Below are 21,489 nucleotides of genomic sequence, written 5' to 3'. Positions count from 1 at the left end.
TTATTCCTTACGGTCGGACAGGGCTCGAGTGGTGAAGAGCGCGGCGGTGAGGATCGCCGCGCTCAGCACCGCCAGCAGTGTGAGCGGTACGGCGCTCTCGGCCGGAGAGCGCTCTCTGTCCGAGAGCACGCTCATGAGAGCGCGGATCGGTGAGATCCAGCGGATCAGGAGAACGGCGAGAATCGCGGCGGCCGCGGTCAGCATGGCGACGCCGATCCGGGGGATCACGAGCCGCGAACAGAGCAGCCCGATCGCGATCCCGACCAGGGCCGCGGTGAGGTGCGCGACCACGCCGATCGTGAGGATGCCGGCGGTCACCACGTGTTTGCCGGTGACGAGCGGGTAGCAGATCCCGATCACGATCAGCGGGACACACCAGGTCAGGATCACCGCCACCGTGATCGCGAGCACTTTGGCCGAGCTCCCGATCATCACGAGCGTGATCCGGCGTTGCGTCGGGTCCTCGTGATTCACGATCGAGACGGTCAGCCACGTCGTACACACCAGCATCGCCAAGACGCAGAATGCGTAGGCCGACTGCAGTGGTCCGTTGTCCGACGTCGTGCCGACCGCGAGCGCAGCCAGGAAGATCAGGGTCGGCGGCAGATACCGCTGCGACAGCAGAACGCTGGTCAGCAGAAACCGGTAGAGAGCGCTCACCGCGCGTTCACCTGCCGAACCGAACAGCCGTGCGAGAGCGCGTTCAGCAGAACCGCGTCATGCTGACCAGTCACCACCAGCAACGTGGTTCCACTACTGCTGCGCCGAACCTCAACCACCTCAGGCCGCCCGGACCAGTCGACCTCAGGCCCAGGCGCCAACACAATCTCAGTGAGCGCTCTCTCGTGAAACGCGTTCTCGGGAAACGCGTTCTCGGGAAACGCGTTCTGGGGAGGCGTGTTCTCGAGAGACGTGTTCTTGGGGACGGGTCTCTCGTGGAGCGCTCTCTCGTGGAGTTCGTAGGTTCTGGTGGCGGTGGAGCGGACGGTCTCGGTGGAGTGTTCGGTGAAGGCCACGGCGGCGCCGGCCTGGGCGGTCTCGGTGAGCAGCTCGCGGAGGGTTTCGTGGGCGGTGGCATCGAGCCCGGCCCAGGGTTCGTCGAGCACCAGCAGCTCCGGCGGAGTCAGCAGCGCCTGGGCAAGAGCAACCTTCTGCGCATTGCCCTTCGACAGCTTCCGCATCGGCGTATCCGCGCCCCCGGTCAGCGCCAGCCGCTCGAGCAACACCGAAGAGCGCTCTCTCGCTGCTCGCGCACTGAGTCCCCGGATCCGCCCCAGGTGCCGGAGATACGCCGACGCGGACAACCGGTCGTGCGACGTGAACACGTCCGGAACGTAACTCACCACCCGCGCAGTACGCCGTACCGTCCCTGACGTCGGTCGCGACAATCCGACCATCAGCTTCAGAACCGTCGACTTGCCCGAGCCGTTCGCCCCGACCAGCGCCAGCAGCTCCCCGGCCCCGACCCGCAGATCAACCCCACGGAGAATCTCCCGCCGTCCAAACCGCTTGGAGACCTCCACCAGCCGCACAACCTCCATCCCCTGACCCTATCCGCGCATCAGCCGGATCCTCAGGCCTGGTAGAGCCAGATCCAGTTGTTGCTCGGGTCCTTCACCGCCGAACAGCGCGGCATTCCTTCGGCGTCGCGTGGAGCGACCACCTCGGTCGCGCCGGCCGTCAGGACGCGAGCGTGATCGGCATCGAGATCGTCCATGAGCAGGCCGAACGTGGTCGGCCCAGGCCGATCGGTGTCGTCCGGATCGTCCAGCAGGTGCAGCATGAAGAATCCGTCGTCCCCGTAGGTTCCGAACATGAACGACGAGTAGTCTCCGTCCTGGGTGCGCCGGGTGACGTCGTACTGGAAGCCGAACGCCTTCTCGTAGAAGGCGATCGCCGTGGTCAGGTCGTGCACCGCGATCTTGAGTTGCACTGGACGGGCGCCAGTCCGGGTAGTAGGCATGCTGAGTCCTTTCGTGGTGAAGCGGTCAAGGTCGCCGAGCTGGTTCGTCAGCAGGTCACGCCGTCGTTCGAGGCGAGACCGATGCTGTTCGAGCACGTCGCGGACGCCGTCCTCGTCGGTCGTGGCGAGAACGCTGCGGAGCTCCTCGACCGGCAGGTCCACCCAGCGCAGGGCACGGATCAACCGGGCCAGGCGAACCTGGTCCCGGCGGTAGCGCCGGTACCCCGACACCGGGTCCACGTCGGCGGGTGTCAGCAGGCCGACGTCGTCGTAGTGCCGCAACGCGTGAATCGACAGGCCACTGAGCCGTGCGAAGTGACCGATCGGAACCAGTTCGTCGTTTCTCACACAACTACTGTCCGGTCTCGGGTCACCCGAGAGTCAACTGCCACGCAGGTGTCAGTGCGGCGGCGTCTGCGCTCATCGGCTGGTTGACGGAGCCATGACGCGGGCTAGGGGGCGGGTGAGGACCAGGGAGGCGACGAGGGACAGGGCGGCGAAGGTGGCGATGGCGGGGGCTGGGGCCGTGAGGTCGGCGAGGGTGCCGGCGAGGATTGCGCAGATGCCGAAGGTGGTCATGCGGAGGGCGGACTCGGTGCCTAGGACTTGGCCGCGGAGGTCTGGGGGAGTGAGGTCGACGAGGACCTCTTGCTGGGCGAGGGAGGTGGCGTAGCCGCAGCTGCCCAGGGCTACGACTGCGGCCAGGAGGGGCAGCGGGAGGTCGAAGGCGAAGGCCAGGAACGGGACTGCCAGGACGAAGCGGAGCCAGCGGGCGGCTGCGCGGCGTTGGGGGCGGTTGAGGAAGCGGCCGACGACCAGGTCGCCGGACAGCATGCCGGCTGCTCCGGCGGCGAGTAGCCAGCCGGCGTCCGCACCGGCGTACGGGACGAAGAGGGCTTCGCAGCCGACGACGAGGCCGTTCGGGATGGTGAGGGCCAGTAACAATGGGCGGGTGCGGCGCTCGCCGAGCAGGCGGCGGTTGCCGCGCCAGGTCTCGGCGAGGCTGGTGCGGGCGCCGCGTCGTGGGGCGCGGTTGCGGAGGCCGAAGCGGATGACCGGGATGGTGAGCGCGGAACAGGCGGTGGCCAGCCAGAGCACGGTCTGCGGGCTCATTGCCTGGAGCAACAATCCGGCCAGGCCGAAGCCGGCGATCTGCATGGCGCCGACGGACAGATTCATCGCCGAGCGGCCGAGGACGAACTGGTCGGCGGCGACGACGTCGTTCAGCAGACCCCAGCGGACGCCGGAGCCGATCGACAGGCCGTAGGCGACCAGGAGAGCGAGGACCAGGCGGGCCGCGGCCGGGAGTTCGACGGCGGCCTGGATGCCGACGGCAACGGTCGACAGGGTCGCGAGCAGGATCAGGAGGCGACGCGGCCGGGCGGTGTCGGCGGCCGACATCAGGGTCGAGACGCCGAGGACCTGCGCGAGCGACGGCCCGAACATGACCAGCGCGGCCAGCAGCGCCGAACCGGTCGCCGCGTTCACGAGCAACGCGAGCGTCAGGCTGGTCATGGTCGAAGACGCGTTCCCGAGAGCGCTCCCGATCCACAGCCCGCGGAACTCGGCGTTCGCGAAGATCTGCCGGTAGCTGGGCGGTCCGGCGGTGGGCGGTGCGGTGCTGAGACTCATGTCCCGAAGCTTCGGTGGTGACACAGTGACGGCCTACAGTTTCGGGTGGAGGCGAAACCATTGTCCGAATTCCTCGTCGACGCCGACACCTTGGCGAACGCGCGCTTCGCCACGTCGGAGCTCACCGAGACCGTGTCGGCACTGAAGTTGCTGGTGCGCCCGGTCGAGCCGTGGTTCCGCGCCTGGAAGGACACCCACCGGCCCGCGTTCGAGGCCCGGCTCGCCGCAGAACCGGTCTGGGCCGCGTTGCTGGAGAGCGCCTTCGGCCGGAGCTGGTCGGCGGACTTCCTGACCAGCCTCCCGCTGGACCCGGACGCGAAGATCGCCGATGAGCTCGACTTGATGATGCGCTTGGACGACGACGAGGTCCGCGCAGATCTGCGCGTCGTGCGGGAGCGCCTGCCCGCGATCCTGGAGTCAGAGAGCGCTCTCGCCGCGACCGCTGCGGACCTGCTCCTGTGGGTGTGGACCCACACGGTCGAGCCGGACTGGCCGCGCCGCCGCCGTCTGCTCCAGGCCGACATCGTGTCGCGGACCGCGCGACTCAGCGAGCAGGGGTGGTCCGGCGTACTGCGTGGGCTCGGTCCCGACGTGCAGTGGCTCGGCGACGGGCGGATCCAGGTGAATCGCTGGGACTATCCGGTGACCGACGTCCGCGGGCGTTCGCTCATGTTCATTGCAACGCACACGCAACGCGTCAGCGTCAGTTGGCGGCTCCCGGACCGGTTCGCGCTGACCTACCCCGTGACCGGCATCTTCGCCGGGACCGCCGTCCTGGCCGAGCCACTGGTCGAACTCCTCGGCCGCAACCGTGCACGCATCCTCACCACAGCCATCGACCCGATCAGTACGACGGCGCTCGTCGCCACCACCGGACTGTCGCTGGCCACCGTCTCCGACCACCTCCGCGTGCTGACCGCGGCAGGCCTCCTCGAACGCCGTCGTTCCGGCCGCTCGGTTCTCTACTGGCAGTCTGACACCGGCCACCGCGTTACCCAGGCCCCACCAGAAAATCCGCAGCAACTGACCTAGCAATCCGGAAGCAGGATGTCCGGAAGCGGTTCTAGCATCGGCTCATGGAGCGGGAGTTCGCAGGCGAGGTCATCGAGTGGCGCGGCCCAGCGCCGTACTACTTCGTCCCCGTCCCGGAGCCTGACGGCCTCGCACTGCGAGCGGCCGGCTCGGATGCCGGCTATCGGGAGTGGGGGATGCTCCCGGTTCGGGTCCGGATGGGGAGTACCGAGTGGAAGACGTCGCTGTGGTCGAGGGATGGCGGCTATCTCCTTCCGCTGAAGGACGCCGTACGCAAGCCTGCCGGGCTTGATGCGGGCGATGCGGTGGAGGTTCGGGTCGAGTTCGCTGCGGTACGGCGTGCGCAGCGGAAGCAGAAGCAGCAGCGGGTGAGCGTTCCCCGGCCGCGGGGTTCGCGGGAGCCGGTCCGGGCCGAGCAGCTCACGATCGTCCCGGCGAACCAGGCGGCGTGGGAGGACCTGCGCGCAGTCTTCGGGGCAAGCGGCGACACGAGTCAGTGCTGGTGTCAGCGGTTCCGGATGCTGCCGAAGGAGAGTTGGGCGTCGGAGGGGCCGGAAGAACTCTCCGCCCGGCTGCGTGACCAGACTGCCTGCGACGACCGGAAGGCGCCGGCCACGAGCGGGCTGGTGGCGTACCTCGATGGCGACCCTGTCGGGTGGTGTGCGGTTGCACCGCGCGCGGATCACCCGCGGCTGTTGCGCGACAACCGGGTCCCCTGGGAGGGCCGCACCGAGGACAAGGCGGACGCCGGCGTCTGGGCGGTGACTTGCTTCGTGACGCGCGTTGGTTACCGGCGTCGAGGTATCGCCGGTGCACTCGCTCAGGCCGTCCCGGAGTTCGCCCGCGAACGTGGTGCCCGCGCTGTGGAGGGCTACCCGGACTTCGTGGACGGTGGATCGGTCGGCACGCTCGCGATGTTCACCGATGCAGGGTTCACCGAGGTCAGTCGGCCGGGCCGCCGCCGCGCCGTACTGCGCATCGACTTCTGAGTCCGCACGTCCTGGTCGTGTTGCGGGGTGGGGGTCTGGAGTCGGCGGGGATAGTGGACGCATGACGAGTTCGGTGGGCGAGCCGGGGGCGGCGGAGTCCGGTGTGACGGCCGGTCAAGTGGGAGACGCGGGCGGTACGGCAGGGAGCCTTCCCTCGCGGCGGGTTCTGGGGCGTGAAGTGTGGTTGGTGCTGGCCTTGTCGCTGGGGGCTTCGGGGGTGGCGGCGCTCATCTCGTTCACCGGGATCTTGACGTCGTCGAAGCCGATCAGCGGGCAGACAGCGGTGATTGTGGGATCACGGGCGCCGGGGCGGCCCTGGCTGGATCTGGCGTGGCAGATTTTCGCGGTCGTGACGGCGTTGGTACCGGTAGCGCTGGTCGGGCATTTCCTGCTGCGGGGCGGGGAATCGCTGCGGACGATCGGGTTCGATCTGCGGGAGCGGGCGCGGGACCTCGGGCGGGGGACTGCGGTCGCGGCGGTGATCGGTGGGGCCGGGCTGGGGTTCTATCTGCTGGCTTACGCGTCAGGGGCCAATTTGAGCGTGGACCCGGCGCAATTGCCGGATCACTGGTGGCGGATCCCGATTCTGATCGCGGTGGCCGCGCAGAACGCCGTACTCGAGGAAGTCATCGTCCTCGGGTACCTGAACCGGCGGCTGGATCAGCTGGGGTGGTCGGTCGGGCGGAGTACGGCGGCGAGCGCCCTGCTGCGGGGGTCGTACCACCTGTATCAGGGGGCCGGCGGGTTCGCGGGGAACGTGATCATGGGGGTGATCTTCTGCTACCTGTACCGCCGGTGGGGGCGGGTGATGCCGCTGGTGGTGGCGCATACGGTGATCGACACCGTGGCGCTGGTCGGGGCGACATACCTGATCGGGAAGGTGAGCTGGCTACCCGGTTCGTAACCGATCGATGCTTCGTCAGGTTGTGAAGGGCGTGACAGTCAACGGGGCCCAACTCAATCAACACAGCATTGACGAGACCGCTACCACGGACCCACCCGCGATCGATGCCGGCCTGGCGGCTGCGGCTCTGGCCGTGTTCGCCCATCGGCACGAGGTCGTCCACCTGCTGTACGCAGCCTCCGACGAACCGGATGCGCTGACCCGGATCGCCGATCTGCTGAAGGTGGACGAGTCGACGATCGGGCGGGTGCTCGACCAGCCGCTGCGCTGGATGCTGCCGCAGTTCCGCGCCGAGCTGGAGACGATCTCCACGACACCGGGCTGAGCTAGCGTGTTCCGGTGCAGACCTACCAGGCGGACCTTCTCGAGATCGCGGACGAACTGACCGAGGCGTACGTCGAGGTGTTCACGGCACCGCCGTTCGAGCGCCGGGACCCGGCGGAGACCCGCGCCGCCTTCCGGCAACGGCTGGAAGGTGACGTACGGCGCCCCGGGTTCCAGGCGTGGATCGAGCGGTCGGCCGACGGGCGGATCGCCGGATTCGTCACCGGGTGGACGACGCCTGCGCCGTTCCGGACCGATCGGGCGTACGGGAGTGTGCTGAAGCGGCTCGGGGCCGAGCAGGTCGACGAGTTGCTGGTCGGTGCGTTCGAGATCGACGAGCTGGGTGTGCTGGCGCACGCGCGGGGGACCGGTCTCGGCCGCCGCCTGCTGGAGGCGGCGACCGCGGAGCATCCCCGCGCCTGGCTCCTGGCCTGGAACCAGAACTTCGACACCCTCGCCTTCTACCGCCGCGTCGGCTGGACCGAGCCCCCGGTCCGAGGCCCCGAAACCGACATCATCGTCTTCCTCGCCCCGCCCCCCACCCACTGACCGCCCAGTTGGCCGGCCACAAGGCGGGGGCGTGAACAAGAACCGGTGGCCGGAGACAAGGCATTACCTGTTCAAAGCCCCCACGAGGTGTGCTCGCCCCCGGCAACTGGCGGGAGGCCGCTCGGCGCTCGGCGTTTGGTGGGTGGACCCACGGGGTGGTGGGTTCCTGAGGCGCATGCGGTGGGGGAACCCACAAGCTGATGGGTGGACCCACCAGATGGTCGGGGCGCGGGGGCGAGCTGGTACGGCGCGGACCCCCAGGCCATCACAATTGGCCGGATCGCGGTCCGCCAAGCGTGGGTTCGGCGTAGGCGCGCAGTTGTGATGGCGTGGGTGTCCGGGCCCGAGCAGCTCGTGGCCGGATTCGGGGTGGCTGGCGGGGCGGTCAGAGGGCGAAGAGGGCTGCCGCGTTCTGGTGGTGGATGGCGTCGGCTTCGGTGGGGGTCAGGGCGGCGGCGGTGAGGGCGCCCAGGGCTACTGAGGGGTCGATGAGGGTGGCGTCGGTGCCGAACATCAGGCGGGTGGGGCCGATGCGGTCGAGGATCCAGCGGATGCGGTCGGCGTCGGGGGCGGACCAGCAGGGTTCGAACCACAGGTTGTCCGCGCGGCGGGCGGCTTCGGGGACCTGGCGCCAGGCGCCGGCGCCCATGTGGCCGGCGATCAGGCGGGAGCCGGGGACCCGGGCCGCGAGGTCGGCGAGGTCGAGGACGGTGTCGCCCCAGGTGTGGACGAGGGTGGGGAGGCCGAACTCGGTGGTGAGCTCGATGGCGGCCTGCATGGCGGGGGTGGCGATCGGGGTGCGGCTGTACTCGGTGTGGATCTTGGCGCCGACCCAGCGGTCGTTGCCGGCGACGAGGTCGCGGAGGTCGGCGCGGGCCTCGTCGAGGCGGCGGGGATCGATCACGAGCATGCCGCGGAGGCGGTCGTCGGCGGGGAGCTGCCCGGCGAGCGCGCGGTTGCCGGCCGGGGCGTCGTACACGATGCCTTCGATCGAGGAGACCAGTTGCAGGTCGATGCCGAAGCGGTCCATCAGCTCGAGGTTGACCGAGATCGGGCCGACCTCCATCGAGAAGAACCACGGGCCCCAGTGGGCGTGGACGTCGATCAGCATCACGGCTCCAGCAGCTTGGTCAGGGACTGACTGCCCGCCTGGGCGATCTCGGCCGGGGTCAGCTTCGAGCTGAGCAGGCGGCCGAGCACCGAGTAGGTCTCGTGGAACGGCGTCCGGGTACCGAAGACGAGGCGGCCGGCGCCGACCTCGGCAGCTACGATCTCCAGCGAATCCGGGCCAGTCAGCATCCGGGTCGAGGTGTGGAACCCGGGCTCCGCGCGAGCCAGCAGCACGAAGTCGCCCAGGTAGTAGAAGTGCGTGTCCAGGAACACGACCCGCGCCCCGAGATCCCGCAGCGCCGGACCGACCACCCGTACGTCGCCCTCCACGAACAACGGGAGCCCAGCCGCCACGACGAGTCGCGCCACATGCCCGAACGACGGGTACGACGGCTCGACCGCCTGAGCCGTCGGCGCCAACCGGATCCCGGCCGGCCGCTGCGAGGACAGCAACCGATCCAGCTCACGCTCAGCACCCAGCGGATCCCGCAGGTCGAGCACCGGGCAGCTCGTCCACCCGTTGCCCTCAGCCACTACCTGGGCCTCGTCGTTCCCCGACGGTACGTCGAAGTGGACCGCCCGCAACGAGGACACCAGCCCACCGGAGATCCCGGTCCCGGCGAACACCTCCCGCACCCGTTCGGGCCGGCTCCAGCGCCCGGTCGTCACGTCGTGCCCGACCAGGATGTCGCAGTCGAGCAGCAAGGGTTCGTTCATCAAGACTCCAGGGCGGTGTGGACCTTGCGGATCGCGGTGACGATATCGTCCACGTCGGCGCCGCTGTAGTTCTCGTTCCAGGGCAGCACCACGAGCCGGTCGTTGATCAGGATCTCGGCGTTCGGGCACAACCCGGGCGGGTACTCGACGTCCTGCAGCGGGAAGCCGGAGTCGCCGTACGTGACCTTCGAGCGGATCGCCGGCGCCGCATACAGCGGTTCGGTCAGGTAGCCCGGCGTACACGGGACGCCTTCGGCGGTGAGGGCGGCCGCCCACGGATGGATGTTGCCGTCGAGCAGCAGCGGGTACTGCCAGTACACGTGATCGTCATCGTCTCGCGGCGGCAGCAGACCGACGAGATCGCTGACCCCGGCGGTCAACTTCGCGGCGCTGGTACGCCGGTCGTCGACCACCTGGGACAGTCGGGTCAACTGAACCCGCGTGACGGCCGCGGTCAGCTCGGTCATCCGGTAGTTCAGGGCGAGGAACAGGTACGTGCGTTCGTCGGTGTCCCGCGGCCAGCCCTTGTCGGTGAACAGCCGCATCCGCCGCGCCAGCGCCGCATCATCGGTGATCACGAGCCCACCGTCACCCGCGCTGATGTGTTTCGACTGCTGGAGACTGAAGCACCCGATGTCGCCGATCCGGCCGGCATAGACATTGCCGACCGGCGCCAGATACGCCTGCGCGCAGTCCTCGATCAGCAGCAGACCGTGCTTGTCGCACAGCGCCCGCAGCTCACGGATCGGAGCCGGCTTGCCGAACAGGTGGACCGCCAGTACCGCCTTCGTCCGCGGTGTGATCGCCGCCTCGACGGCGGCCGGATCCAGGTTCCCGGTGGTCAGATCCACATCCGCGAACACCGGTACGGCGTTCTGCATGATGATCGGGAAGACCGTCCCCATGTCGCTGATCGGGGTCGTGATGATCTCGTCGCCCGGCTCCGGGTTCACCGCGGCCACGGCCAGATGGAGCGCCGCCGTACCGGAGCTACAGGCAACCGAATGGCCCGCGCCCAGCAACGACGCGAACTCGCGCTCCAGCGCGCGCACCTCGGTGCCCCAGGTGGCCGACAGCATGCCGCTGCGCAACACCCGCTCGGCCGCCGCGACCTCCTCGTCGCCGAAGCGCCGCCCGGCGGCGTTGAAAACCGACGGCAGGGGAGTGGAACGAACCGGAGTCCCGCCATTTACAGCAAGCTCGGACACAAGGCCTCCGCGGTGGTAATTACGGTCATGGCTGTAATTACCACCGACCCTACTGGATCAGAGGTGGACGCGGTAGACGACCAGTGGCCGTCCGCTCCCGGTACCGATCTGGGTCCCGGTCGCGTCGGCGAGGCCGGCGCGCTCCAGCCGGTTCAGCACGCGCCGCGCGGTCCGCGGCTGGATCCCCAGATGGTCGGCCACCGAACGCGTGGTCACTCCGTCCTCGGGCTCCGAATGCACGAGCTCCTGCAGCCGCTCGAGCGTTGCCTTCGACAACCCGGCCCGCTGCGCGAGCAGCTGCAGCTTCGACCGTTGCTGCGCTCGTGGTGTCGCGCCGCCGACCAGGATCAGATCGATGTCGTTGCGCAGCGACACGACCGCCGCGGTCCGCCCGGCCGTCTTCGCGCGGCCGAGTGCCCGCCGCGCCAGCGCCTCGGTCTCGATCCCGGAACCGCCGATCCCGAACCCGATCCGCACCGGCCCGAACTGCTCCTTCAACCGGGTCAGCATCCCGAGCTCGGTGAACGACGCCGTCGCCTGCTCCAGCGGTCCGCGGGTGGCAACCACGAGATACCGCTTGTCGTCGTACGGGATCACGCTGCCGCCGAGTGAACCGGCCTCGCGCCGGAGAGCGCTCTCTCCGGCGGCGGCGATCTCGACCAGCCCGAGCGCGATCTGGGCGTCGTCACTGCGCAACGCGTCGTGCACGAGCAGCAGACCGTTCAGTGCACTGCGCACCGAGTGGATCGACGGCGCGAGCCGGATGGTCGGCCGCTCGGACCGCAGTTTGTCGTACGCCGACCGCAGGCAGGTGATCGCCACCGTCGCCTTGGCGGACCGGTGGAACTCCAGTACGTCGTCCGAGCTCAGCCCCGGGTGGTACGGCAGGACCTTGACACCGCGGGTCGGCAGGCCGGCCTCGGCCAGCGTCTCGTGCACCTGGGCCTCGTCCAGGACGTCGATGCTCATCGACTTGATGTCCTGGCCGTCACCGAGCAGCTCGACCAGCGCCCGCAACAGCGTGGCGCCGGTGTACTCGACGTGGGTCGCCGGGCGGTCGAGCAGGTCGTTCGCCGCGGCGATCTGGTACGGGACGACACCGGTGAACAGCCATGCGTCCACACTCGGCGGCGCCTCGGCCAGCACCTTCGGAGTATCGGTCTCCCGGCGATATTTCAGAGGCAGAACCTCGATACCGCGCTGGGATCCGATGATCTTGCACGTGGAGGTGACCAGGTCCGAGGGCCCGACCACCCCGATCGTCGTCACCATCGCCGGTCAGCCTTCACCGGCTCAGTCTCACCAGATCACCGTGCCCTCGCAACAACCCGCGCCGTACAGTCGGCTGCGTGTTGACTGCAAAAGGGGCCGCGACCAGGGACCGGATCGTGGCCGCGGCCGCCGTGGAGATCCGTGAACGCGGGATCGCCGCGGTGACGCTGGACGACATCGGGCAGCGGAGCCGGACCGGGAAAAGCCAGCTGTTCCACTACTTTCCCGACGGCAAGGAGCAGCTGCTGCTCGCCGTGGCGGAGCGCGAGGCCGAGCGTGTGATCGAGGATCAGGAGCCGCAGCTCGGCCAGCTGACCAGCTGGGATGCCTGGCAGGACTGGCGTGACGTGCTGGTCGAGAAGTACCGGCGGCAGGGCGTGCACTGCCCGCTCGGCGTACTGATCACCGAGATCGGGCGGCACACGCCCGCGGCGCAGGCGGTCACCGGCAAGCTGCTCACCCAATGGCAGCACCGCCTGCAGGCAGGGATCGAGGAGATGCAGGCCGCCGGTGAGATCCGCTTGGATGTTGACGCCACTCGTGCCGCGGCGGCGTTGATGGCCGCGATCCAGGGCGGGGTCGCGATCCTGATGTCGTCCGGCTCGGCCCAGCATCTCGAGGACGCCCTCGATCTCTGCCTGGACTATCTGCGCGTCAAGACCAGTTGACGACCGGCGGTTGGTAACCAGCAGGCTTGTCGGCAACCTTCGTCCCTGCACTGACCAGCCAGCCTTGGTACTCCGGCGTGAACATCCGGTACACGGACTCGGCCGGTACGGCGCTCGCCGTGTCGAGGTCGGCCCTTAGGGCGGCCGGGATGTCGAAGTCGAGCGCAGCCATCGTCGAGGTGAGCTGCTCCGGCGAGCTCGCTCCGACGATCGCGGACGCGACACCGGGCTGGGTCGCGACCCAGTTCACCGCCACCTGCGCCATCGTCACGCCGAGCTCGTCGGCCACTGTTTCGAGGGTCTTGAGCAGGTCCCAGTGCCGATCGCTCCAGGATCGCGAGGGAGCGCTCTCTCCGGTCAGACGTCCTTCGCCGGCCATCCCTTCGAGTTCGTCGCGGCGGTACTTTCCGGTCAGGAATCCACTGGCCAGCGGGCTCCAAGCAGTGATGCCGAGGCCGAGGGTCTGGGCCATCGCGACGTGTTCGGTCTCGATGGTTCGCTCCGCCAGCGAGTACGGGAGTTGCAGGCTGACCATCGGGACCGTGTCGTTCTGCGCGCGAGCGGCGTACCAGGCCGGTACGTCGGACAGTCCGGCGTACCGGATCTTCCCGGCGCGGGTGAGGTCGTCGAACGTGCGCAGGACCTCGTCGATCGGGGTGACCCGGTCCCAGGTGTGCAGAAGGAACAGGTCGAGGTAGTCGGTCTGCAGCCGGCGCAGCGAGTCCTCGACCGCGCGGATCATGTGCTTGCGGCCGTTGCCGCCGGCGTTCGGGTTGCCGGGGTCGACGCTGTTGGTGAACTTGCTCGTGAGAACGACGCGATCTCGGAGAGCGCTCTCTGAGATCAGGTTTCCCAGGAGTTGCTCGCTCTCACCCGCGGTGTAGAAGTCGGCGGTGTCGATGAAGTTGCCGCCGGCATCGATATAGGTGTGGAAGAGCGCACCGGCCTGGTCGGCGGTGCGGCCGTAGGGGGCGTGGAAACCGCCGGTGCCGAAGTTCATCGTGCCGAGGGCGAGCCGGCTGACGCGGAGGCCCGAGCGGCCGAGCAGGTAATAGTTGTCGAGTGCCATGGCTCCAGCGTTCCTCGGAGAAAATGGACCGGCAAGTACAAACTGTGGAGGGCTGGACGTGCTGACCGAAACACAGCGGCAGGTGCTCGAGCGGCTGGCCGAACTCGCCGTACCGGCTGATGACTACCCATCGGCCGCGGAGGCCGGCGCGGTGGGGTTCATCGAGCGAGTGCTGACGGTGGACCGGCCGGACTGGCGCCCCCGGGTGGATCGCGCGCTGGCGGTTGCTGGGGACGTAGTGATGCAAGAAGCTGAGGCGGCGCTCGAGGCGGTGCTCGCGGACGGGGACGGGGCGTGGCTGGTCCGGCTCATCGCGCAGGGCTACTACGCGGGGGAGACGCGTGGAGAGAGCGGGGGCTCGCGCGCGGGAGAGGGTGGGGCCTACGCGGAGACGACGCGTGGGGAGGTGCGGGGAGGCGGCGGGCCTGGGGCTTGGCGGATGGTGGGCTGGCGGAGCGATGCGGCAGGGCCTTGGGACGCGGTGTCTACTGAGCTGACGCTTACGCCGCGGAGTGCGTTGGCGGATCGGTATGACGTGGTGGTGATCGGGTCGGGGGCCGGCGGTGGTACGGCGGCGCAGGTGCTGGCCGAGTCCGGCCGGACGGTGCTCGTGGTCGAGGCCGGGCGGTATCCGACGACCGAGTCGCTCGCACACGACCACCTGCGGAATCCACGGTCGGTGGCTGGCCTCCCCGCGGTGACCGATCCGGATCCGCAGGGCCGGCCACGGGTTGCAGTCGTCGACGGAGTGACGTCGTACCCGCTGCCGCCGGACGGGGACTGGGGCAACAATGCGTTCACCGTTGGCGGTGGGACCCGGGTGTACGGCGCGCAGGCGTGGCGGTTCGTGCCGCACGACTTCCGGATGGCCAGCACGTACGGTGTACCGGAGGGGAGCGGGCTTGCGGACTGGCCGATCTCGTACGACGACCTGGCGCCGTACTACACGTTGGCCGAGCAGCGGTTCGGGGTCAGCGGTGGCGGCGTCGACCCGTGGCACGAGCCACGCGAGCTCCCGATGCCGCCACTGCCTCGCACCGGGCCGGCCCACCGCCTCGCAGCTGCTGCGGAAACGCTCGGCTGGGGCACTCTCGACGTACCGCTGCTGATCAACTCCGTCGACTACCAAGGCCGCGCGGCCTGCGTCCGCTGCGGTCAGTGCGTCGGATTCGCGTGTCCTGTCGAGGCAAAGTCAGGCACCCACAACACGGCACTCCCGGCCGCCCTCGCGACCGGCAACTGCACGCTGCTCACCGAGACCACGGCCGAGCGGCTGGTCGTCCGCAACGGTCGAGTCGTCGGGGTCGCGCTGGTTGACGGACAGCTCTGGCGACGCACGATCGAGTGCGCCGAAGTCGTCATCGCCGCGGGTGCCTCCGAAACCCCACGCCTCCTGCTCAACAGCGCGCACCCCGCCGAGCCGAACGGCCTCGGAAACAACCACGATCAGGTCGGCCGCTACCTGCAGGCCCATGTGTACGCCGGTGCCGTCGGACTGTTCGACGACGAGCTGACCGATCTGATCGGTCCTGGGGTCTCGATCGCGACCTGCGACTTCCGGCACGGCAACGACGGCATCATCGGCGGCGGCATGCTGGCCAACGAATTCGTGCCGACTCCGGCAGCGACGTACGACTACCTGACCGGAGCCGGCCTGATCCCGCGCGCCGGCCTGGCCGGCAAACAAGCAATGCGCCACGAAGCCCGCCGGATGCTACGAGTCGTCGGCCCCATCCAGGAGGTGACCTCACCCGACTCCCGGATCCGCATCGACCCCCGAACCCGCGACCGCTTCGGCAACCCGGTCGCCAAGATCAGCGGCTCGATCCACCCCGAAGACGTCCGCGCCCAGACATTCATGAGCGCCAAAGCCCGCGAGTGGCTCGTCACCGCGGGCGCCGTCCGAACCGCCACCAGCACCCTCGGCACAACGGCCCGCGCCAGCACCGGCCAGCACCAAGCAGGCACCTGCCGCATGGGCAACGACCCAGCCCACTCCGTCACCGACCCCCACGGCCGTCTCTGGGCCCACCCCAACGTCCGAATCACCGACGCCTCCGTCCACGTAACGAACGGCGGCGTAAACCCAGTCCTCACCGTCCTAGCCAACGCCCTACGAATCACCAACCACCAGGTCCACGAATCCACGTAGGACCGGTTGCCACGCTCAGGGTGTCGCGGTGATGGGGGTGCGCGGTGTCGGCGTCAGGGGTGGTTTCGCTGCGAGGCTGGCGCAGGTTCCGTCGTCGGCGAGCGCGCCTCCGCCTGCGATGAGCCAGCGTGGGGTCTTGGAGGTGCTGCCGTCCTCGGCAGCCTCAGTCGTGTATTCGAGTCGAATATTGCCCTCAAGGATTCCGCCGCGCAACTTGTCGCCCGCGGGACCCTTGATGTCGATCTCTCCATTACGGCCGAGATAGCGAACCGCGCGGTCGTCGGTGCAGGTTTCGACCCGGGCTTTGGTTGCGCCGGTCAACTGAACGGAACGAACCTCGACAAGAACCGACCCGATCCGGCCGATCGTATCGGTAGCCAGAGGTGCGAACGGCGATCCCGGCTTCACGATGCGGGCATACACAGGATCGACAAACCATGGGTGAGAATAAAACCGGTACTCAGCCGCGATGTACTCCTCGTAAACGGCGAGAACTTCTCGCTGCGGAGCAGTCAGCGAACCAGCAGGCGGTTTTACGGTCACATCAGTGTTGGTCGGAACTAGTACTGTCGGCGCTGCGGTCGGTTTGGTCGACATGCTGGGAGACGGCTGTTTGCGACCAGCGGTGGAATCACAACCAGCCGCAGCGACCAGCAGGAGCGCGAACACAGCAAACCTTTTCATCGAGGCGTACTCGTTTCTACGAAGTTCTTGATCGGGCCGGAGCCGTCGTTCACCTTCGAACCTTCCGAGTAGTAGTTCCGGAAACCCTCGCTGTAGGTGCCCAGGTATAGCGTGCCCGCGTTGCGGTCCGCCCAGACTCTGAGCACCGCACGCTGATTCTGGTCCATCTCACTGAGGTCCTTGAGCTGAAGGCGACCGTGCGAGTCGGGTTTGAACATGTTCGGCGGGAACTTCAGTTTGTTCTGGCCGCCGTCGGCTCGGAGGCGCGCGTCGGCCAGGTCGTGAGCGGCCTTCACCTCAGGGACGTGGGCGCCGGTCGCATCCTTGTCGGTCGAGATCTGTCCCGGTTGCACCGGATCTGGCTCGGGGAGCGTCATTCCCTTGTTCAGCAATGCGGAAAGAGCGTCCTTGGCGAAGCCGATCGCGGTGCCACCGGGGACCAAACCTGCTGCGGTGTCGTAGAACTTGCGGAGAATGGAGTCCACGGCCGCGTCGTCGGCAGCCGCGGCAGCAAGGGCTTTGGTCTTGCGGTCGGCGTCGTCGGTCTCACGGTAGTAGATCGCGTTGTGACCACCGGCGGTGATGATTCCGTCGACCGCTGCGATGCGTCGTGCCGCCTCGATCTCCGGGTAGGAGCCGAGGGTCTCGATCGTGTAGGTCCTGGCGGCGATGCGCATGATGGCGCGGCCCTGCGGATCCATCCCGCCGAGCATCGCCAGCCGTTGCCGCTGGTCGGTGGGGATCGCCAGGTCGCCGTTCGTGCTGGTCGCCCTTGTCGATTGCGGATCGTCCTCGCCGAAGTCGGCGATGTTGGCGGCGACGACTCTGCTGAAGGCGCGGGCGATCTCCGGGTTGTTCTTGGCGCCGTTCACCGCGATCTGGAACAGCTTCTGGTCGTCGTCGTTGGTCGTCACTGTGTTGATCAGTCGTGCGGATGCTTCCTTGGCCAGCTTGTGTTCGGGGTCCAGCGGGTTGACGGCGGCTCTGGCGGCCCAGTCGGTCAGACCGGCGACCACCTTTCCGTTGTCGTCCCAGCGCTGGCCGAGGATCTGTCCCATGAATTCGGGTTCGCCCACCAGTTGGGTGGCCGCGTCGTGGTTGCGCGAGACCAGACCGAGCATCTGCTGAGCCTGGCTCAGGTCCAGATATACGTTGTTCTTCATCTGGTCCGGCATTGCGACGTTGCCGTACTCATCCGCGAGCCATTGCTTCAGACGGAATTCGTCGCCCACCGACCGGGCAATCGCCATCGCCAGTTCCTTGCCTGGGCCGAGATTGTTGCCGGCGTCCTGGTTCTGCAGGAACGCGACCAGGTCGTGAAAGCCCTGGCCCGGCGGTGACGTCCGAACCTTGTCTCCGGGGAGGTTCCAGTAGGTCCAAGCGTTGTCACGCGCGTCGTGGCGGATTTCGGCCGGCAGCTTGTCGAACCCGCCGCCGGTCTTGCTGTTCGACAACATGAGGAGCCCTTCGACGAAAGCCGACTTCGCCTTCTTGTCGTCTCCGAGCTGCCCGGGGAGCCGGTACACCTGGCGGCCGAGACTGCCGTACAGGGCCTGCAGGAAGGCGATGTCGTCCGGGCTCAGCTTCCCTTTTCGTCCGGTGAGCTGCTGCAACGTCTTGGCGGCAGCGGTCAGGCCGTCCTTGCCCGGTGGCCTGCCATCGAGTGCGTCGCGCAGTCTTGCCGCGAGCAGCTCACCGGCCCGCTTGGTCGCGCCTGTCGGATCCTCTGTCATGGAGAGCATTGGGGTGCCGGGGACGGAGGGCATGCCTTGGGATGCGAGTAGTACGGCGGCGGCGTGGCGGCGGCGGAGCATGGGGAGCTCGTTGTGAAGCCAGTTCGCGACGTTGGTGAGGTCGGTGAGGGGCTGGGTGGAGACGCCGACCTTGGCGAACTCGGCCTTCAGGCCCTTGAGCTCGGCTCCGATTGCTGACTCCATGGTGGCGAGGTCGTTGATGACGCCGCCCAGGACTACGGGGTCGATCATGCAGAGGCCGTCGGCCTGTGCGCCGTGGCCGCCCTCGTCCTTATACGCCACGAGGACCGCCCAGTTTGGCGCGCCAGCGGGCGGCTTCTTCTTCGGTGCAGGTGGTGGGGGTGCGGCGCAGGAGTTGCTCCAGGTCGTCGTTGAGTGCGCGGACGGCACCGACGTACTTCGCGGCCTGGGGGATGAACTCACCGGCCCACCGGGTGGCGGCTGGACTCACCCAGGCTGTGCCGTCCGAGATCGCCGCAGTTGGCTTCTGCTGCTTGTTCGTCAGCCTCATCTGCGCCACTCCGACGCGCCTCAGTAGTTGCGTCAGATGCGCGTGCAGCGGGTGCGGAACGGCGCCGGCTCCGGTGGGTTCTGGCACGTCAGCGGGTCACCGTTTGGATCTCGGTGACGGTGACTTCCTGCGTGGCGGTGTTCGTCGGGCCGGGGATGGGGTCCTGGCTTTCGCCGGCGAGCCACCAGCGAACGGTCCAGCCGACGTCGGCGGTCAGGGTGTAGCGGCCTGCCTTGTTGTAGGTCACTGTGCAGGCGGATGATTGGTCGGCGTCCTCGGACCACGGCACGCCGGCTCCGTCGCATGTCTGCGGTTCTCCGACGCCTGGTGACAGCGTTACCTGCGGGACGATCTGCCACTTCAACTGGTAGCCCTCGGTCGTCCCGAGCTCCTTGGTCTGTACGGCGTACCGTTTCGGATCGAACCGGCCGTTCTCGCCGGTGAGCCAGACCCAGGTCGGCAGACCGATAACCTGCTTGGCCGGTGTCGGGTTCACCGCGAGGAACGTCTTCGGGAAATCTATCCGGCCGTAGATTTCCAGCATGGCTTGCTCAGGGGTACGGCGAGGCGCCGGCGGCGTGGTCGTGAAGAATCGGACTTCGAGGCCGGCTCGCTGCAGCATGTTCGTCTGCTGGGTGTCCATGGCGTCGAGGCCGGCGATCGCTCGCTGGAAGTCGGCGAGTGTCTGGTAGTCGCCGAAGCTGCAGAACTTCTGGTACCAGTGACCGCCCTTGCCTTCCACTGGCTGCCCGGCCCCGGCCTGGTAGTCAGGCTTCGGCACCCAGACACAGGCGGGCTTCGTAACCTTCCCCGCGGTCTGGGTCTTACCGGGGACCTTGGGGTGGTTCTTCGGTGGTACACCGGGGCAGCGGAGGTTGCTGTTCGCGGAGTCCTGTGAAACCTGCACCGACGCGGTCGGAGTACCGCACGTCGGAGCTGCCGATGCCGGCACGACTGTCATGAGGGCGCCGAGCATGCCGACGGTGGCCGCGGCGACCACGAGCCTGGTCATGCGCAGCCTTCCTGGCTCTTGTCGAGGCCCTTGGTCTCGCTCGCTTTCCAGCGACCATCGACGAGCACCATCTGGTCCTCACGGGAGAGCTTGTCCTGGAGCGAGGTGACTTTGCCACGCTTGCTGGTTGACTTGAGGCCGTCGAAGATGCAGGCCCGCACGGTCGCTGTGGCGGGCTTGGCCTTGAGGTTCAGGGCCGATACCTCGCCCTTCAGGAACCGCGCTGAGCCGCTGTACTTCAGGCCCGCCATCTGAGCGCCGGCCATCACCGACTTGGCCGCCGCCAGTGCATTCCCGGTCATGACCTGCTCGTACGGGAACGTCGGGCTGTTGCTGACGAAGCCACGGGATTGTGTGTCGATGAAGAGCTTGTAATCGGCCAGGACTTTTGCCTTCGCCGCGACGGTGGGGTCGACGGGGGTCGGCTTCGGGGTGGTGGGGGCTACCCGCGGCTGTTCGGCCGGTGGTTGGGTCTTGGTGTCACTGCCGCAGGCAGTTGTGCCCAGTAGTAGACCTAGTGCCAGCGTTGTGCTGCAGACCGTTTGACGGATCTTCATGCCGTCCTTCCCCGTAGCCTCACCTGTCAGTCAGGGTCACCCTATGTTGCTGCGGGGTGACGCTGACGGGCAATGCGGTTGCAGGAAGTGGCAATTAGCGGGAGATGCCGGTGCCGCTGCGGGTGTCGGGGCCGTATTTGGCCAGTTCGGCGTCCAGGTCGAGGCGGGTGACGCCGGCGTGGTCGCGGTCGGCGGGGGTGAGGAGGTCGGCGGGGATGATCCAGACGATCTCGAACTCGAGGCCGTCGGGGTCCTTGCCGTACAGGGACTTCGTGGTGCCGTGGTTGGACGAGCCGACCAGGGCGCCGGCTGCCTGGAGTTTGGCGGAGAGAGCGGTCAGGTCGCCGAGGGTGTCGACCTCCCAGGCCAGGTGGTAGAGGCCGACGGTGGTCTTGCCTGCGCCGGAGGGGCCGGCTTCGGGGCCGATCTGGAAGAGGCCTAGGTCGTGGTCGTTGGTCGAGTCGGGTGCGCGCAGGAAGGCCGCGGCCCCGTGATCGCCGCCCTCGGTGTAGTCGAAGCCGAGGACGTCGCGGTAGAACGCGACGCTGGTGGCCACGTCGCGCACGTACAGGACCGCGTGATTGAGCCGGAAGATCGCCATCGCATACCCCCATCTGGTGACTGACGGGGAAAGTATAGTTGAAGGCTCAACTGAAATCTAGCGGCGCCGATATTTGCGCTTGGGGGTCGGGCCCTTCGGGGCGGCGCTCTTCTTCTGCTGTGGCCGGTTCTGCTGCTTCTTGGGCTCGGCCTTCTTCGGCTCGGGCTCCGGGCGGCTGCCGCGGGTGCTGTTCGCGGTGCGGCCGCGGACGATGCCGACGAACTCCTCCACCAGGCCGGACTCCGCACCTTCCGGCCAGGCCAGCGCGACCTGGGACGACGGCGCTTCGAGGAGCGGGCGGAAGGTGAGGTCCTTGCGATGGTGCAGCCGCGCCAGCGACATCGGCACCACGAGCAAGCCGGTGCCCATGGCAACCAACTCGATCGCCGCCGCGGTGGTGGCCGGGCGTTCGTCGATCACCCGGCCTGGTAACGGCTGCTCCCACTCCAGTACGTCGTCCTGTGCGTGCAGGATCAGTTCGTCGGCGAGGTCGTCGAGCGCGACCTCCTCGACCGCCGTGACCACGTGATCCTTCGGAACCACGACGACCGTCTGTTCGACGTACAGGGGAATCGCGTGCAGGCCGGTCCGGTCGATCGGCAGCCGCACCAGCGCGGCGTCGGCGCCGGCGTCGTGGACCAGTGTGACCGCGTCGGCGGCTGCGACCTGGATCAGCTCGATCGGTGTCCGGGGCAACCGCTCGGCCCAGATCCGCGCCCACTTGGCCGGTGTCACGCCCGGCACGTACCCGAGGCGGAAGGAGGAATCGGTCACCGGGCCA

The 21,489-nt window shown here is 68.2% G+C and carries 23 protein-coding genes; 7 read left to right on the top strand and 16 right to left on the bottom strand.

Translation table 11 applies throughout. The annotated features are described in order from the left end of the window. From ACFCV3_RS13720 to ACFCV3_RS13705, 4 genes are all read right to left on the bottom strand, one after another. Window positions 1-660 carry a hypothetical protein gene (locus tag ACFCV3_RS13720; RefSeq protein WP_376029979.1) on the bottom strand — a complete coding sequence of 220 codons (660 nt, stop codon included), beginning with the start codon at window positions 658-660 and terminating at the stop codon, window positions 1-3. Further along, entirely contained in the window at window positions 657-1,541 is an 885-nt protein-coding gene (locus ACFCV3_RS13715; protein WP_376029976.1) for an ABC transporter ATP-binding protein, read from the bottom strand. Before ACFCV3_RS13715 ends, ACFCV3_RS13720 begins: the two co-directional genes overlap by 4 nt. A 32-nt stretch (window positions 1,542-1,573) precedes the next feature. After that, entirely contained in the window at window positions 1,574-2,311 is a 738-nt protein-coding gene (locus ACFCV3_RS13710) for a MerR family transcriptional regulator (protein ID WP_376029973.1), read from the bottom strand. Between the two features lie 72 nt (window positions 2,312-2,383). Continuing rightward, entirely contained in the window at window positions 2,384-3,595 is a 1,212-nt protein-coding gene (locus ACFCV3_RS13705) for a hypothetical protein (protein WP_376029970.1), read from the bottom strand. Between the two features lie 60 nt (window positions 3,596-3,655). Here ACFCV3_RS13705 and ACFCV3_RS13700 point away from each other — a divergent pair, with 60 nt between their 5' ends. The 5 genes from ACFCV3_RS13700 to ACFCV3_RS13680 all read left to right on the top strand — a co-directional run bounded on the left by ACFCV3_RS13700 (window position 3,656) and on the right by ACFCV3_RS13680 (window position 7,393). Continuing rightward, window positions 3,656-4,627, top strand: a complete 972-nt coding sequence (locus tag ACFCV3_RS13700) for a helix-turn-helix domain-containing protein (protein WP_376029967.1) — start codon at window positions 3,656-3,658, stop codon at window positions 4,625-4,627. Between the two features lie 44 nt (window positions 4,628-4,671). After that, on the top strand, window positions 4,672-5,616 hold the full coding sequence (locus ACFCV3_RS13695; protein WP_376029964.1) for a GNAT family N-acetyltransferase: 945 nt from the start codon (window positions 4,672-4,674) through the stop codon (window positions 5,614-5,616). Window positions 5,617-5,677: 61 nt separating this feature from the next. After that, window positions 5,678-6,520, top strand: a complete 843-nt coding sequence (locus tag ACFCV3_RS13690; RefSeq protein WP_376029962.1) for a CPBP family intramembrane glutamic endopeptidase — start codon at window positions 5,678-5,680, stop codon at window positions 6,518-6,520. 31 nt (window positions 6,521-6,551) lie between these two features. After that, window positions 6,552-6,845, top strand: coding sequence for a hypothetical protein (locus tag ACFCV3_RS13685; protein WP_376029959.1), 294 nt, complete (start codon window positions 6,552-6,554; stop codon window positions 6,843-6,845). Window positions 6,846-6,859: 14 nt separating this feature from the next. Next, on the top strand, window positions 6,860-7,393 hold the full coding sequence (locus ACFCV3_RS13680) for a GNAT family N-acetyltransferase (protein WP_376029956.1): 534 nt from the start codon (window positions 6,860-6,862) through the stop codon (window positions 7,391-7,393). 385 nt (window positions 7,394-7,778) lie between these two features. Here the strand turns inward: ACFCV3_RS13680 and ACFCV3_RS13675 are convergent, their stop codons facing one another. Genes ACFCV3_RS13675 through ACFCV3_RS13660 form a run of 4 tightly spaced genes read right to left on the bottom strand, consistent with a single transcriptional unit; the run spans window position 7,779 to window position 11,700 of the window. Further along, window positions 7,779-8,504, bottom strand: a complete 726-nt coding sequence (locus ACFCV3_RS13675; RefSeq protein WP_376029954.1) for an amidohydrolase family protein — start codon at window positions 8,502-8,504, stop codon at window positions 7,779-7,781. Further along, window positions 8,504-9,220 carry a hypothetical protein gene (locus ACFCV3_RS13670; RefSeq protein WP_376029952.1) on the bottom strand — a complete coding sequence of 239 codons (717 nt, stop codon included), beginning with the start codon at window positions 9,218-9,220 and terminating at the stop codon, window positions 8,504-8,506. The genes ACFCV3_RS13675 and ACFCV3_RS13670 overlap by 1 nt, the downstream gene beginning before the upstream one ends. Beyond that, complete coding sequence (locus tag ACFCV3_RS13665; protein WP_376029949.1) at window positions 9,220-10,428, bottom strand: DegT/DnrJ/EryC1/StrS family aminotransferase; 1,209 nt, start codon at window positions 10,426-10,428, stop codon at window positions 9,220-9,222. The genes ACFCV3_RS13670 and ACFCV3_RS13665 overlap by 1 nt, the downstream gene beginning before the upstream one ends. Before the next feature lie 57 nt (window positions 10,429-10,485). Further along, window positions 10,486-11,700, bottom strand: coding sequence for a helix-turn-helix domain-containing protein (locus ACFCV3_RS13660; protein WP_376029947.1), 1,215 nt, complete (start codon window positions 11,698-11,700; stop codon window positions 10,486-10,488). 77 nt (window positions 11,701-11,777) lie between these two features. Here ACFCV3_RS13660 and ACFCV3_RS13655 point away from each other — a divergent pair, with 77 nt between their 5' ends. After that, window positions 11,778-12,368 (top strand): TetR/AcrR family transcriptional regulator, encoded by a 591-nt coding sequence (locus ACFCV3_RS13655; RefSeq protein ID WP_376029944.1) that lies wholly within the window; start codon window positions 11,778-11,780, stop codon window positions 12,366-12,368. On the opposite strand, the gene ACFCV3_RS13650 is transcribed toward ACFCV3_RS13655, so the two are convergent. Continuing rightward, the gene (locus tag ACFCV3_RS13650; RefSeq protein WP_376029942.1) at window positions 12,355-13,437 is read right to left on the bottom strand and encodes an aldo/keto reductase; all 1,083 of its coding nucleotides are present in this window, start codon (window positions 13,435-13,437) and stop codon (window positions 12,355-12,357) included. The genes ACFCV3_RS13655 and ACFCV3_RS13650 overlap by 14 nt on opposite strands. A gap of 58 nt (window positions 13,438-13,495) precedes the next feature. Here ACFCV3_RS13650 and ACFCV3_RS13645 point away from each other — a divergent pair, with 58 nt between their 5' ends. After that, a complete protein-coding gene (locus ACFCV3_RS13645) occupies window positions 13,496-15,589 on the top strand; it encodes a GMC oxidoreductase (protein ID WP_376029940.1) in 2,094 nt (697 codons plus the stop codon). 15 nt (window positions 15,590-15,604) lie between these two features. On the opposite strand, the gene ACFCV3_RS13640 is transcribed toward ACFCV3_RS13645, so the two are convergent. From ACFCV3_RS13640 to ACFCV3_RS13610, 7 genes are all read right to left on the bottom strand, one after another. After that, window positions 15,605-16,258, bottom strand: a complete 654-nt coding sequence (locus ACFCV3_RS13640) for a hypothetical protein (protein ID WP_376029937.1) — start codon at window positions 16,256-16,258, stop codon at window positions 15,605-15,607. An 11-nt stretch (window positions 16,259-16,269) separates the two neighbouring features. Continuing rightward, on the bottom strand, window positions 16,270-18,309 hold the full coding sequence (locus ACFCV3_RS13635) for a hypothetical protein (RefSeq protein ID WP_376029935.1): 2,040 nt from the start codon (window positions 18,307-18,309) through the stop codon (window positions 16,270-16,272). Continuing rightward, on the bottom strand, window positions 18,299-18,538 hold the full coding sequence (locus ACFCV3_RS13630; protein WP_376029933.1) for a hypothetical protein: 240 nt from the start codon (window positions 18,536-18,538) through the stop codon (window positions 18,299-18,301). The genes ACFCV3_RS13635 and ACFCV3_RS13630 overlap by 11 nt, the downstream gene beginning before the upstream one ends. 88 nt (window positions 18,539-18,626) lie before the next feature. Further along, complete coding sequence (locus ACFCV3_RS13625; protein WP_376029930.1) at window positions 18,627-19,550, bottom strand: hypothetical protein; 924 nt, start codon at window positions 19,548-19,550, stop codon at window positions 18,627-18,629. Continuing rightward, window positions 19,547-20,107 (bottom strand): hypothetical protein, encoded by a 561-nt coding sequence (locus ACFCV3_RS13620; protein ID WP_376029927.1) that lies wholly within the window; start codon window positions 20,105-20,107, stop codon window positions 19,547-19,549. Before ACFCV3_RS13620 ends, ACFCV3_RS13625 begins: the two co-directional genes overlap by 4 nt. A 94-nt stretch (window positions 20,108-20,201) precedes the next feature. Continuing rightward, window positions 20,202-20,708: a VOC family protein gene (locus tag ACFCV3_RS13615; RefSeq protein ID WP_376029926.1), complete on the bottom strand. Its 507-nt coding sequence runs from the start codon at window positions 20,706-20,708 to the stop codon at window positions 20,202-20,204. A gap of 57 nt (window positions 20,709-20,765) precedes the next feature. Next, the gene (locus ACFCV3_RS13610) at window positions 20,766-21,482 is read right to left on the bottom strand and encodes a LysR substrate-binding domain-containing protein (protein WP_376029923.1); all 717 of its coding nucleotides are present in this window, start codon (window positions 21,480-21,482) and stop codon (window positions 20,766-20,768) included. Window positions 21,483-21,489 lie beyond the last annotated feature (7 nt).

This window comes from Kribbella sp. NPDC056345 (assembly GCF_042262745.1).
Taxonomy (GTDB): domain Bacteria; phylum Actinomycetota; class Actinomycetes; order Propionibacteriales; family Kribbellaceae; genus Kribbella.
The sequence above is the reverse complement of the archived record's forward strand: the minus strand, read 5'-3'. Positions and strand labels throughout refer to the sequence as shown.